The following is a 12,279-nucleotide window of genomic DNA, read 5'->3' on the forward strand; positions in this document are numbered from 1 at the left end:
TAATCAGATGCTCGGTAATTCAATTGCCGATGTAGTTCACGTGAATCAGGTGGTCAATTTTGTCTGATGATTGGCGGGAATCTGGATACACAGCCGAGCAGATTGCCAGTGCAATGTCCACCGACATCAACCTGGTTGCGCTGAAGGTGGCGCACCTGGCAACACTTGGCTATAATCTGCACGCACTGGAACATAAGAGCAACTTTTTGAAATAACGTACCTTCGAGGAGCCTGGATTGGCTCCTCTTTTTGTTGCAAATTGTGCAGGCGGCGCTTGCATAATTATCAGCCTAACATCTGCATGTGGTAGAGCTTCACTTTTTCCTCGAACGGCAGTCCCGGATCTGTTTGTTGTAAAATAAAAATGTAGTTGCAAAAAGGACTTGCAAAAATTATTTTGTGTTAAAAAATCTTAGGTTTTTAAACAAATCATCTTTACCATCTTGAATTGATCAGAAACTGCCATACTGACCTTTGTGGATAGCTTTAAACTATTTTTAGGGATGTAACGATAGTATGGTTCCTCCGTAATCACTTTCCCATTACCCCCGATTTTTGCTGCCAGTTCTTCCGCGGAATCCACATAAAAGAACATCTGTGCATCGGCATGGCCGACCTGTTTCATATATTTTTTCTTCATCATGGTCATGCCTCTTTTGTTCACTGTATCAAAAACAACTTCCATATTTCCAAATTGCCCAATCATACGCAGAAGGGCAATGACCTTATGTTCCTCAAAATAATGAAATAATCCGCCTGCAGTAACGAGAATAGGAGCATCAAGTACATCATTGCGAACTTTTTTGATCCAATCCTTTGCAAAGGCATCACCGGAAATATATAATTCCCTCTCTGGTTCGGGAAGAAAATCTCGCCGGTATTCGATCACATGCGGCAGATCCACGGCATACCAGTGTGTCTTTCCGTTATCACATCGGTGATAAGTTGTCTCCAGACCACAGCCCAGCTGGACAATCACACCGTCCGGTCTGCGTTCCAGAAAAGCCCGAATAATCCGATCCATATTAGCAGACCGGGAAGCAGAGGCCAAAAGGGTATCCTCCACGACTCCTAACTTGGACATAGCCAAACCTCCTGTTTTGATACATTACTTTCTGCCAACAAGCAGCCGGGAAGACCCCAGCATCATCATGGCAGCCCGGCGGTGGGAGCCAAAAGCTTCCTGTGCAGTGTCAACGAGTCGCACTTCCTCATACCCCATATCTCGCAATTTCTGCGCAAAACCTTCCATGTCACCGTACATCTTTGGTTTCATATCATCGTTGAGTGCAAAGACGCCGCCTTTTTTCAATACCCGCAGGCTTTCCAGCAGCAGTTTCTGCATATCAGCACCCATAACATTGTGATAGACATAGTTGCTGATGACTACATCAAAACTCTCATCAGGAAAATCCAGCTGCTTCGCATCACCGTGCTGAAATACACAGCGGGAAGCCACGCCCTCCCTGGCAGCATTCTTCTCGCAGAGTGCTTTGCTGTAATTATACACAGCGCCCCAGTAATCAACACCAATCACTTTTGCTTTCGGCCATGTCAGAGCTGAACGGATTGTCAATGCTCCGGAGCCGCAGCCTACTTCCAGAATCTTCCCCTCACCGTCATAGTCCAGATGAGAGAGAACGACTCGATGAACCTGTTCCATAATTCCGCCACCGCCAAAGGCATACTGCCGCCTGATCCATGTGATCCAGATCAGAAAAACCAAAATTGCGATTGTGATAACAGTAAACAGAACACCAAGAACAGCGACATGTAATACATAAAAAGAGAGGACAGCCAGCACAGCGGCCAAAACTCCGATTCCGCCAATGATGTAAAAGACAGGGTTGGACATCCAGCTTCCATAGTCTTCTCCGTGGGTGCCAAGTCGGATATTTTCCTGCTTACCATGGTTCTTGTTCATTACATTTCCTCCTTCTTTACGCAAGTTTCCAATTCTGGCTTTCTGTCTGCAGTTTTACCATATGGGCATATACACCATTCTTTTCTTCCAGATCCTTTGGTGATCCTTCTTCTGCCACGGTGCCATCAGAAAGGACAACAATTTTATCTGCTCCTGCTACGGTACGCATCCTGTGGGCGATGACCAGAACCGTTTTATCTGCGATCAGACGGGAAAGGGCTGTCTGTATCAGAGTTTCATTCTCCACATCCAGGGAAGCAGTAGCTTCATCTAAAAGAATGATCGGCGCATTTTTCAGAAATGCACGGGCAATAGAGATACGCTGGCGCTCTCCGCCGGAAAGTTCACAGCCATTTTCCCCGATCTTGGTATGCCATCCATCCGGCAGTTTTTCCGCAAATTCATCCACATTGGCAAGTTTCGCAGCAGCAATGACCTGTTCATCTGTGGCGTCTTTGTTTCCGATTCGGATATTTTCCAGAATCGTATTGTCAAACAGTGTAACATCCTGGAATACGATGGAATACAGAGAAAGCAGTGTTTCCGGGTCAATTCGGGATACATCCATGCCTCCCACGGTAATCTTTCCTCTGTTAATATCCCAGAACCTTGCTGCAAGCCGGGATACGGTTGTTTTTCCGCCGCCAGATGGGCCGACCAAAGCCGTAACCTCTCCCTGCTTTGCTGTAAAGGAAACATCTTTTAATACGGTTTCTCCGGTATTGTAGGCAAACCCAACATGGTCAAAGACAATATCATACCCCTGATTGGAAAGCCTGTCGCTGCCCTGCTGGATCGGATGATCGAGAACTTCATTCATACGGGCAATGTTGGTTCGTGTACTGATGACTGCCGCAAGATTCTGGAGTGCGCCCTGCAGAGGGTCATATAAACGGGATACTACCAGAAGGAACATAAAGAATGTAAGCACGGAGAGGCTTCCTTGCATGAGCAGAACAGCTCCCACCAGCGCAACCGTTGCAATACCAAGCTTCAGCACCAGTGACGCGGAAACCACAAAAGCAGCAAGACCAAATTCATTGAGGATGGAACGATGCTCCACGGCACGAATCTTCTTTTCCAGACCTTTTAAATATGCTTGCTCCGCATTGTTTGCTTTTAGGTCACGAACTGTTTCAATACACTCCTGTATCCCGTCTGCACAGGCCATCTTCACATCCATGGCTTTCTGATTCAGATTTTCCTGAATTTTTGCAGAAAATCCCACAATCGCAAAGGCAACCGGCAGAACCCATAAGGCAGCCAGCGCCATTCTCCAGTCCGTAAAGAACAGACCAACGGAAATCAGGATCGTAGAAATGATTGAACCTGCAAGCTCAGGGATAAAATGTGAAAAACTCTGCTCTAGGAAGGTACAGTCTGCCATAATGGTACTGGTAAGATCGGCTAAATCCTTTTTCCCGAAAAAGGAAAGGGGGATTTTGCGCAAATGCTCTGCTAGGGTAATGCGGCGGATACCGCTTTCTTTGTAAGTGGCAAAATAGGTCGCATTATATTGAAAGAAAGTGGTCAGCAGAATCAGACCGATACACACCACGCAGCCTGCCACATAAAATAGAATTTTCCCACCGGGAACACCTCCGTTCATCAGATCGCTGACCATGTAATATAAAAGACCTACCGGAAACATCAAAGACAGATTCTGAAGGACACAGGCCAGGCAGCCTTTGATCAGGTCTTTTGCTCCCTGTTCAGACAGGGCATATTTTTTCTGCAGTTTTTTGATCATATTACTGCACCTCCTTTGTTACCTTCCATTGCACGGAAGTCTGGTAATTTTTCCACATACGGCTGAAAATGCCGTCTTTTGCAAGCAATTCACAGCTGTTGCCGCACTCGGCAACTTGTCCGTTGCAAATGACAAAAATCTGATCCACATTTGTTACGGTAGAAAGCCTGTGGGCAATCATAATCACGGTCTTTCCCTCGGAAAGTCTTGAGAAAGCAGCCTGTACGCGGCTTTCGTTATCCGGGTCAGCAAAGGCAGTGGCTTCATCCAGAATGATGATCGGTGCATTTTTCAGCATTACACGGGCAATGGCAATTCGCTGCTGCTCGCCTCCGGAAAGATAGACACCCTTTGTACCGATAACCGTATCCACACCCTGTGGGAGTTTTTCCAGAATATCATCGCACTGTGCGTGATGAAGAGCAGTCAGAACTTCCTCACGGGTAGCTTCCGGTTTCCCCATACGCACATTTTCCAGAATGGACGCCTTGATCAGACGGCTGTTCTGAAATACGAAAGACACCGTATTCATGAGTTCCTCCTTCGGGATGTCTTTCACATTGACACCACCTATTGTTACCATTCCGCTCTGGGGATCAAAGAATCGGGAAATCAGGTTGGCAAGGGTTGTTTTACCACCGCCGGACGGGCCGACAAAAGCTACGGTTCGTCCTTCAGGAATGGTCAGTGAAATATCTTTTAATACTTCTTTTTCTCCATCATAGCTGAAATGAACCGATTTCAGTTCCACGGAAGCGTTTTGCGGATGCATTGGGTGTTTGGTTTCCTCCAGAGGCTTCAAATGCAAAACGCTGTCAATTCTCTGTAAAGCGTCATCTACGATCATGGCATTTTCACTTTGGAACATGATGCGTGTCAGTGTAACAGAAATAACCGGCGTAATCATGATATAGAAAATGAGATCCAGTAAGAAACCGGAAGTCACACCGTCTTGTGTCAGCAACAGTCCTCCGGCGATCAGTGTGGCAAAAACTCCGTTGATCGCAGCTGTATAGAACATCATCGGTGTCCGAAGCTGCTTGGTATAGGCGATCACCCATACTTTATAGCGGTCAATGGAGTCTTTAAACTTCTTAAAGGAAAAGATCGTCTGACCAAAGGTTTTTACCACCGGAATACCGCGGACATACTCTACCGCTTCATTGGACATATCATCCAGCGCATTCTGGTATTCTTTCATCTTTTCCTGCATCTGCTTTCCGGTCATTGCCATCATAATCAGAAAGCCCAGCACAACCGGAACAAGACTCAACAGTCCCAGTCTCCAGTCAAACACGAACAACAGCACCAAAAGACCGCAGGGGGTTGCAATGGCATTGGCTCTGTCGGGAAGCTGATGAGCGAGATAGGTTTCGGTGGCTGCACTGGATTCGTTGACGATTTTGCGCAGTTTTCCGCTGCCAAAACTCTCGGCAAATCCAAGAGGAAGCTTAACAATATGCTCCATGGTCTGGATACGCAGGTTTGTGGCAATACGAAATGCCCCTAAATGAGAACACATAAGCCCGGCTATGTAGACAAGCACCGCCAGGACAGCAAACAATACTGCCATCCAGCCATTGCCAGTCAGATTCTGTGCCTGGCCAAAATCTGGTGCCACCTCCAGTACTTCCTTGATCATTTTCCAGATGTAATAGAATGGCACCAGAGCAATCAGGGCACTGATGGCAGAAAGCACCCAGGAAGCATAGGTCAGGTACTTATGGCTGCCTGCAATTTCCAGCAGACGTGATAAATTGGATTGTTTTTTCAAAAAAATTCCTCCTTTTCTTTGTGTTTATGATAAAGAGAACACGTCTATGTTCTTACAATATCTAAATTTAGGTTAGTTACGGCTAACTTACAAACAAAAATTATAAGGCATTACTGCCCCATAATTTTCATCCATCCCGCTGTATAAAAGGCGCGCATTTCTCTGACGTAGTTTTCGGCATCTTTGAGCGGCATTTCGTGGATGATCAATTCAAAAAAAGTATGAAACATTCCGGTGATCAGAATATGCTCCAGCGAAGGATCGATATGCGGAGAGGGCCGTCCAAGCTGCCTTAAGACATCCTGATAGGCATGCGTCCCATCTATCTCAATCTCCACCATTTCATCAATTAGCCCGGCAAATTTTGTCCCTTCCGAACAGCAGAGGATCAGTTTACATTCCTCTAAATGTTCGTACGCATAATAGAGAATATCGTACATGCAGATTCCCGAAATATCACTCATGACTTCCGGCTGCTGGGCAGCTGGTAGTTCGGCGAACTCCTGCTGTGCCTTTATAAAACGGTTACGAATATATTCATAATGTTCACCAACGATGGCTTCAAAAAGTTCTTCTTTGCTTTTGTAATATCCGTAAAAGGCTCCAGTAGTCATTCCCACGGATTTCACAATATTCCGCAAGGAAGCGTCTTTATATCCTTTTTCTAAAAATTCTGCTTTCGCTGCCCGTTGGATATTTTCTAAAGTCGTTCCATTTCCGTTTATTTTGCACACCTCCTATATAACGCTGATATATAACACTGTTATAGTTATAATCTCTAAAAATTATTTTGTCAAGAGCAACAAGAAATAGTTGCATAAAAATAGCAATCCAAACAGCATTCTGCACTTTATTACTGATAAAATTTTTAAATACTGGTTTTGACAAAAGTTTCATTTTTTGTAACTATTCAGAACCAGCTTTACTCAAAGATGAAATCAGGGTGACCTGAGATTGCATTTTTGATTGCTTGGTAAGCATTATGTCCCCGCTTATGTGCCGTGCCAATGTAGGACATGATTTTCAGATAATCTCTGGCACCTTCCTCAGTTCGGAAGCATCCAGATACTTTGGTCTTGACCTTTATCATCCGAAGATCACGTTCTGCCTGGTTGTTATCAAATGGGACATTGAAGTTATGGATAAAAAGGCAGACTGAGACCTTGTAATTCGCAAGGCGTTCTACAAGGGCAAGGATTTTCCCTTTTTTCTTCCGGCCACGTTTTTTTCTCCGTGGTTTCGGGAAGTGGATTTTCTTTCTGAGCCTGTTCGATAAGTTTATCATACTTTTTATCGAACTTATGATAGTGATAATAGCTCAGAAAGTCCTTACCTTTCTCTATAACTTTGTCTTTGACCTTTTTCATTTCCAGTAAAATGGACGGAGCGTAAGTCCTTCCAAGGAGGTTAAGAAAACTTCTGAATGGGTAAACATTGCATTCATGAAAAAAGGCTCTGACATTGAAGCACAGCTCCATGTCAGAACCCTTTTATTTCACAAATTATTTTGGGGGGTTGCGTCGCCCGCTGTTTTCCGAGCCACGCACTTCCTCATGGTAAAAGTAATCCACAATTACGGGGTGCCCAGGCTCTGCTCGTCCGTAGGGCAGCTCGTTATCCACGAAGGGACAGCTGTATTCTTTCGCTAGCCGTTCCGCTTGATCCTCCAAACCACAGAAGTAGCTTCTGTCTCCCTTGTTGTAGATAGCGTCGTACAGCGGAACCAAGTCAGGATATTTTTTACGTATATAGTCAAGGATGTCTTTTTTGAAGCCGCCTCGCAGGTTTAAATTTTCTAACCATATCAGGTCGCATTAATTTCTGACCTGATGGAAGATAGCCTCAAAATCCGTGATACCGGGAAAAACCGGAGCGATAAAGCACACAGTTCGGATACCTGCGTCATAAACCTGCTTCATGGCATCCAGCCGCCGCTTGATGCTGACGGCATTGTCCATATCGTTTTTGAAATCCTCGTCCAGCGTATTGATCGACCAGGAAATCGTGACCTTTCCCAGTTCTTTCAGAAGGTCGATATCACGGATTACCAAGCCTGACTTGGTACAGATGAGAATTTCCGCCTCGCTGCCCCGAAGCTGCTCAAGAAGCTTTCGGGTGTTCTGAAACTGAGCCTCCTGGGGCAGATAGCCATCGGTCACAGAACCGATGACTACGCGCTGCCCTTTGTACTTTTGCGGATTTTTGATTGCCGGCCAATGCTTCACATCCAGGAATGTACCCCACGGTTCGGTGTGCCCGGTAAATCACTTCATAAACGAGGCGTAGCAGTATTTGCAGCTATGGGTACAGCCCACATAAGGATTGACGGAATAGCCGCCCACCGGCAGGGTGGATTTTGTCATAATATTTTTGGTTTCTACATCCTGAATCAGAATGCTACTATCTTTCACTTCCGCCATGTCTTCTGTTCCTCCAATACCCGGTAAAAAGCCGGGGGAAATTCTTGTACCATATGTGTTTCTCCCATGATAGGAAGTAGATCTTCCTTCATGAATACAGGGATGCCAAGCGCATGGGCCTGATGTGTCAGGTTCCACACCCATTCCGGTTTCGATACGGATTTGCCCTTCCTATGTCCGGTCTCAGTCCCAATGACGATCCACTCAATTCCGGTAAGGTCCACCATACCAACACCATCAAACATAGGTTCAAAGGTCACATGATAGTGTCCGCCATGGATATGCTCCCGCAAAGTCCGGATACGGTTTTTCTCTTTACTGGAGGTAACAGTTACACCAAACCAAGCATTCTCTAGGGTAGTGGAAAACACAATATCCTCCGGTCGCTTGGTCAAAAACAGATATTGGTGCTGCGGATTTTCAGTCATCTTGACAAATATCTGTTCCCGCCACTCTGGCTTCCAGTGGGAAAAATCGCTCATGCCGGTGAGCAGAAAATTCTGTGGGCGCTTTTTCTCCATCAGCCGCAGCTTATTGGGAAAAAACTCCGGCTTTTCAAAGTCGTCGATCATGTGAAACCGGCGGACATTATTTCTGGCGTAGCAGTAGCTGCAACCAATAGTACAGCCGATCACCAGATTCATGTTCTGAATACAGTCTTTAATACAAACAGCCACCGCTAACGCCTTCTTTCCGTTTTAAGATTTAGCCTTCTATCGCAGGCGCAACTTTCCCGAAGCCGTTCCAGGCATACAGCCCCTTCTTGTCCTCATCGCCCAGGAACTTGTCCACCTGACAGATGTGCAGGATATGGTCGCCAACTTCCACCGACTGCTGCAGAGTGGCCACCATCGCCAGACGAGTATCCACCGGAATCTGGATGTCACTGCCCTCCACAGCCATCATCTCGATGTTGTTGGCGGCCACCTTGTCGGTCTTGGCACCGGTAGACGCTCCGCAGGCCATCACCGACTGGGCAAGACTCTCGTCAGGAACGGTGACAATCACCTTTCCAGTCTCTCGTACCTGCTTACCGGTGTGGGACTGTTTTCCAGTGGCGAAGCCCACCATAGGCGGATTGAAGGAGAGGTAAGACACAAAGCAAATGGGAGCCAGGTTCGTAGAACCGTCCTCCTTTTTAGAGCAGATCAGTGTCAGCGGATTGGGGGAGGTCAGAACAGTAGCCTCCATAATGTTCAGTTCTTTCATGTCATTCAGACCTTTCTAAGAAATTTCAGTCGTTGACTGCATGGCCAACTAGTGATATATTTATTATATCTGATAGCAATTTTTGTTCAAGTACGCAAATTATTTGTACCTGGTATCAAAAAATATACCGCAAAAGACGAGGAACGATCCAATTATGACTTATGAAGAATTCAAAGAAAAGGTTGGCAGTGTCATTCTAACCGGCGAGGGAAACTGCCCGGTCACGCCGGTGGTTCAAATGCTGCAGGGCAAATGGAAACTCCAAATTCTATATGAGCTGTGCATCAAGTGCCCCATGCGGTTTGGGGAACTGAAAAAAGTTCTCAAACCCATTACCAATACAGCCCTGACCAACGCCCTGAAGGAACTGGAAGCGGACGAATTGGTTCAGCGTATCCAATATAATGAAATGCCTCTGCGAGTGGAGTACTCCTTCACCGAGAAAGGGCGGGATCTGCTGCCGGTCTTTTATTCTATCTCTCAGTGGGGCATGAAATATATACCGTAACTCCAAATATAATGACGCCTTTTTAGAATAGGAAAGCCGGGAAGCATTGGCACTGAGCCCACTTCCCGGCTATTGTTTTTTTCATTGACAGCTGGAGTTTCATTGTCAATGGCGTTTGCTTTACATTATTTTACGGAAAATATTTTATCACTTGACAAGCAAGGATGCAAACTGTGTTTTAAAACGACAAAGTTTCACCGTCGGCAGGGATCTTCACTCGAGAGAGAAGATTCTGTAATTCCAACTGCTCACTTAAAGAAGTGCGAGAAAGAGAAGCATGTGCCACATTATCCATATGACTGATAATAATATCGGCTTCTGGAGCGTGTGCGATTACTTGTGCCACATCTTCAGCATCCATAATCAGTCTGCCAAAATCAACAAGCTCCGCAGCACAAGCATTTAGTATGATAACATCAGGCTGAAACCGTCTCAAGTTTTCCTCTACCTGTTCATACCAAACGGTATCACCGGCAAGATAAAGTGTTTTTTCCTCTCCTTCCATCATAAACCCCATGGCAGAACCACAGGGAATCGTCACGCCATGTCGTGCCGGTACATTTGTCACGGTTATTTCTCCAATCGAAAGACCAGACTGCGGCAAGATTCTTACATCTTTAAATCCCGACCGAACAAAAACCTGCGCATCTTCGTCGTTCTGTACCAGCACGGGTGTTTCCTTGTTTAACATATTCCCAACTGTTCCGTCCATCTCCATATCAATATGATCCGGATGGATATGAGTAACAATATAATAGTCCACATCTGCAAGAATTTCATCAACCGTTGTGGGAAGCGGACAGATGGGCATGGAAATGAATGTTTTCTGAGAATCCGGCGTTTTAAAGGGAATGGATTCGGGAAGTCTTGCAAAGCAACCAAAACCGTCCTTGGGGGTGAGCCACGGATCGACTAAAAAAATCTTTCCCCCATAGTGAATTTTAATGGTTGCATTTCGTATCTGTCGAATTTGCATAATTTACCCTCCTGTTTGAATTTTAAATATCAAAATTGTATCCTTTACTCTGCCTCTAAGAGAAAAATGACTGGCCGAATTCCGTCTGGACAAGCGAACACGCCAATCGTATCATCATTCAGCCAAGTACCAGATGGCTGAACCAATTCCCCCAAGGATAACTGACGCGCCATGGGAGCAATCACCTGCCAGGCAACGCCACACATCCCATCCGGCGGATTGATGCCATCGCTGTATAATACTTGACCTTTCTGATGAAAAGGACACATCCCCAAATTAGGAATTGCATACGGTTCTGCCAGTTCCTGATAGTATTCCGTGCGCAACACGGTGATTTTAACCTTCTTATGCATTAGCATCCCCTCTTTCAAATTGTTCCGCGTAACGGTAGAGGGATTTTCCCTCGGCTGTACGAAGATAGCGGATGCCCAGCCCATTCGGTCCCAAGCGGAAGCGATCCAGCGCATCAGCATCCTTGAAGATGTGATACAGAAGAATGCCGCTCTTCTGTTCCGTCAATGCTGCCTCGCCCAAGACGTCATCCCTGTCGTGAAATGCCATGACCAGATAAACTCGGGTATCAAAGGACAGCGAATTTGTCTGACAATAGTCCCTGTAGTAATCTGCTGCTCGCTGGCCATGGCCCACATCCAACCAGTCATCCTGGCGGCGGGAGTCATGGAAAACCGCGGCGGCACACAGTGCCTCCCGCTCTTTCTGGGATAAATCCATCTTGTCTGCGATCAGCAAAGCGAACAGCAATACCCTGGCACAGTGTTCTTTAGTGTGTTTCTCGCTATCAGACAGCGAAAACTGTACTTCTTGTTCGAGAAAATGATACCATCTCTTATAGTCATTTTGAACTTGTTTCGGAATCGTCATGCCTCGCACGCCTCCCGGAGAGCAGGCAGCAGCTCATCCAGTCGCCCGTCCAGACCGAAGGACTTTTCTTTGATATTGTCCGTAATGTAGATCTCACCCAGATTAAGGGTCACATAAGTGGCGTTTGGCTCGCTGGCCACCAGGCGCATCATCGGGGCCTTGATCAGCTGATTGCGCCAGCCAATGCCCAGCTCCAAAACCACCAGTTTTTTCCCGTGGCAGGTTTTCAGAAAGTTTTGGAACCGTGCCTGGGCAGCGGTATCCGGAATCATTCTCTGACCCGCACCCATGTGGATATCCATGGGACCGCCGCACTTGGGACAGCGCGGCACCAATTCTGTAGGCACATGGCCGCTCTGTTCGGCAGCCGATAATTTTTCTGCCACCTCCAGACTAGGATAGATGGTGTCGTGGCAGGGGCGGGCACACTGCATCGTAAACCAGTTGCCCTCAATCTCATAGATTTTCGACGGATCGAAGCCACACAGTTCAAAGTGACCTTCTCCGTTTGATGTGACGACAAAGTAATCTTTCTCTCCCACAATGGCCTTCAAATCGTTCATCACCGGCGTAGGCTGGTACTGCCCGCAGTAATGATGGATGAGTCGGGCCCAGAAGGCCCATTTTTCCTCCTCGCTGGGCCATCCAGCCATCATGCCCTGCAAAATACACCCAAGGCCATATTTCCGTTTAAAATCCCCAAACAGTCTTTCAAAGGCCGCATTGTCCGCAAACAAATGCAGTCCTTCGGTGATGGACAGTCCGTTACTGGCCCCGATCAAGATAGCGTCCGCTTCTCTGAATTTTTTCGCAATAGGGTTCCAATCAATCATATT

The 12,279-nt window shown here is 46.4% G+C and carries 16 protein-coding genes and 1 pseudogene; 3 read left to right on the plus strand and 14 right to left on the minus strand.

What is annotated here, in order from left to right; translation table 11 throughout:
* Positions 1-59: 59 nt before the first annotated feature.
* The gene (locus DWZ40_RS00005; RefSeq protein ID WP_243035133.1) at positions 60-215 is read left to right on the plus strand and encodes a hypothetical protein; all 156 of its coding nucleotides are present in this window, start codon (positions 60-62) and stop codon (positions 213-215) included.
* A gap of 197 nt (positions 216-412) precedes the next feature.
* Here DWZ40_RS00005 and DWZ40_RS00010 read toward each other — a convergent pair whose 3' ends face one another.
* The 6 genes from DWZ40_RS00010 to DWZ40_RS19715 form a co-directional block, all read right to left on the minus strand.
* Positions 413-1,084, minus strand: a complete 672-nt coding sequence (locus DWZ40_RS00010; RefSeq protein ID WP_118540122.1) for a class I SAM-dependent methyltransferase — start codon at positions 1,082-1,084, stop codon at positions 413-415.
* 24 nt (positions 1,085-1,108) lie between these two features.
* Complete coding sequence (locus tag DWZ40_RS00015; RefSeq protein ID WP_118540123.1) at positions 1,109-1,924, minus strand: class I SAM-dependent methyltransferase; 816 nt, start codon at positions 1,922-1,924, stop codon at positions 1,109-1,111.
* 16 nt (positions 1,925-1,940) lie between these two features.
* Complete coding sequence (locus DWZ40_RS00020) at positions 1,941-3,674, minus strand: ABC transporter ATP-binding protein (protein WP_118540124.1); 1,734 nt, start codon at positions 3,672-3,674, stop codon at positions 1,941-1,943.
* A 1-nt stretch (position 3,675) separates the two neighbouring features.
* Positions 3,676-5,448 (minus strand): ABC transporter ATP-binding protein, encoded by a 1,773-nt coding sequence (locus DWZ40_RS00025; protein ID WP_118540125.1) that lies wholly within the window; start codon positions 5,446-5,448, stop codon positions 3,676-3,678.
* Positions 5,449-5,558: 110 nt separating this feature from the next.
* Entirely contained in the window at positions 5,559-6,173 is a 615-nt protein-coding gene (locus DWZ40_RS00030) for a TetR/AcrR family transcriptional regulator (RefSeq protein WP_347560020.1), read from the minus strand.
* On the minus strand, positions 6,100-6,336 hold the full coding sequence (locus tag DWZ40_RS19715) for a hypothetical protein (protein ID WP_207664480.1): 237 nt from the start codon (positions 6,334-6,336) through the stop codon (positions 6,100-6,102). Before DWZ40_RS19715 ends, DWZ40_RS00030 begins: the two co-directional genes overlap by 74 nt.
* An 82-nt stretch (positions 6,337-6,418) precedes the next feature.
* Here DWZ40_RS19715 and DWZ40_RS19925 point away from each other — a divergent pair, with 82 nt between their 5' ends.
* The gene (locus DWZ40_RS19925) at positions 6,419-6,607 is read left to right on the plus strand and encodes a hypothetical protein (RefSeq protein ID WP_243035134.1); all 189 of its coding nucleotides are present in this window, start codon (positions 6,419-6,421) and stop codon (positions 6,605-6,607) included.
* Here the strand turns inward: DWZ40_RS19925 and DWZ40_RS19930 are convergent.
* The 4 genes and pseudogenes from DWZ40_RS19930 to DWZ40_RS00055 all read right to left on the minus strand — a co-directional run bounded on the left by DWZ40_RS19930 (position 6,585) and on the right by DWZ40_RS00055 (position 9,077).
* A complete protein-coding gene (locus tag DWZ40_RS19930) occupies positions 6,585-6,815 on the minus strand; it encodes a hypothetical protein (protein WP_243035135.1) in 231 nt (76 codons plus the stop codon). The two genes, DWZ40_RS19925 and DWZ40_RS19930, sit on opposite strands and share 23 nt — an antisense overlap.
* Before the next feature lie 135 nt (positions 6,816-6,950).
* Positions 6,951-7,868: pseudogene (locus DWZ40_RS00045) on the minus strand (radical SAM mobile pair protein B).
* The gene (locus DWZ40_RS00050) at positions 7,856-8,545 is read right to left on the minus strand and encodes a radical SAM mobile pair protein A (RefSeq protein WP_118540129.1); all 690 of its coding nucleotides are present in this window, start codon (positions 8,543-8,545) and stop codon (positions 7,856-7,858) included. The pseudogene DWZ40_RS00045 and the gene DWZ40_RS00050 overlap by 13 nt, the downstream one beginning before the upstream one ends.
* A gap of 28 nt (positions 8,546-8,573) precedes the next feature.
* Positions 8,574-9,077: a flavin reductase family protein gene (locus DWZ40_RS00055; RefSeq protein ID WP_118540130.1), complete on the minus strand. Its 504-nt coding sequence runs from the start codon at positions 9,075-9,077 to the stop codon at positions 8,574-8,576.
* Positions 9,078-9,231: 154 nt separating this feature from the next.
* On the opposite strand from DWZ40_RS00055, the gene DWZ40_RS00060 reads away from it, so the two are divergent.
* Complete coding sequence (locus DWZ40_RS00060; RefSeq protein WP_118540131.1) at positions 9,232-9,585, plus strand: helix-turn-helix domain-containing protein; 354 nt, start codon at positions 9,232-9,234, stop codon at positions 9,583-9,585.
* 178 nt (positions 9,586-9,763) lie between these two features.
* On the opposite strand, the gene DWZ40_RS00065 is transcribed toward DWZ40_RS00060, so the two are convergent.
* The 4 genes from DWZ40_RS00065 to DWZ40_RS00080 are packed head-to-tail and all read right to left on the minus strand — an operon-like array spanning position 9,764 to position 12,225.
* Positions 9,764-10,561, minus strand: coding sequence for an MBL fold metallo-hydrolase (locus tag DWZ40_RS00065; RefSeq protein WP_118540132.1), 798 nt, complete (start codon positions 10,559-10,561; stop codon positions 9,764-9,766).
* Between the two features lie 44 nt (positions 10,562-10,605).
* Complete coding sequence (locus DWZ40_RS00070) at positions 10,606-10,914, minus strand: TIGR04076 family protein (protein ID WP_182430484.1); 309 nt, start codon at positions 10,912-10,914, stop codon at positions 10,606-10,608.
* Positions 10,907-11,443, minus strand: coding sequence for an HD domain-containing protein (locus DWZ40_RS00075; protein ID WP_118540134.1), 537 nt, complete (start codon positions 11,441-11,443; stop codon positions 10,907-10,909). Before DWZ40_RS00075 ends, DWZ40_RS00070 begins: the two co-directional genes overlap by 8 nt.
* On the minus strand, positions 11,440-12,225 hold the full coding sequence (locus tag DWZ40_RS00080) for an NAD-dependent protein deacetylase, SIR2 family (protein WP_347560015.1): 786 nt from the start codon (positions 12,223-12,225) through the stop codon (positions 11,440-11,442). The genes DWZ40_RS00075 and DWZ40_RS00080 overlap by 4 nt, the downstream gene beginning before the upstream one ends.
* Positions 12,226-12,279 lie beyond the last annotated feature (54 nt).

This window comes from Clostridium sp. AF32-12BH, assembly GCF_003477935.1.
GTDB lineage: Bacteria > Bacillota > Clostridia > Lachnospirales > Lachnospiraceae > Brotaphodocola.

Excerpts from the sequence above, each read along its gene's own strand:
- DWZ40_RS00010 (WP_118540122.1), bottom strand. The coding sequence starts at position 1,084 with ATGTCCAAGTTAGGAGTCGTGGAGGATACCCTTTTGGCCTCTGCTTCC.
- DWZ40_RS00015 (WP_118540123.1), bottom strand. The coding sequence starts at position 1,924 with ATGAACAAGAACCATGGTAAGCAGGAAAATATCCGACTTGGCACCCAC.
- DWZ40_RS00020 (WP_118540124.1), bottom strand. The coding sequence starts at position 3,674 with ATGATCAAAAAACTGCAGAAAAAATATGCCCTGTCTGAACAGGGAGCA.
- DWZ40_RS19930 (WP_243035135.1), bottom strand. The coding sequence starts at position 6,815 with ATGAAAAAGGTCAAAGACAAAGTTATAGAGAAAGGTAAGGACTTTCTG.
- DWZ40_RS00055 (WP_118540130.1), bottom strand. The coding sequence starts at position 9,077 with ATGAAAGAACTGAACATTATGGAGGCTACTGTTCTGACCTCCCCCAAT.
- DWZ40_RS00060 (WP_118540131.1), top strand. The coding sequence starts at position 9,232 with ATGACTTATGAAGAATTCAAAGAAAAGGTTGGCAGTGTCATTCTAACC.
- DWZ40_RS00065 (WP_118540132.1), bottom strand. The coding sequence starts at position 10,561 with ATGCAAATTCGACAGATACGAAATGCAACCATTAAAATTCACTATGGG.
- DWZ40_RS00070 (WP_182430484.1), bottom strand. The coding sequence starts at position 10,914 with ATGCATAAGAAGGTTAAAATCACCGTGTTGCGCACGGAATACTATCAG.
- DWZ40_RS00075 (WP_118540134.1), bottom strand. The coding sequence starts at position 11,443 with ATGACGATTCCGAAACAAGTTCAAAATGACTATAAGAGATGGTATCAT.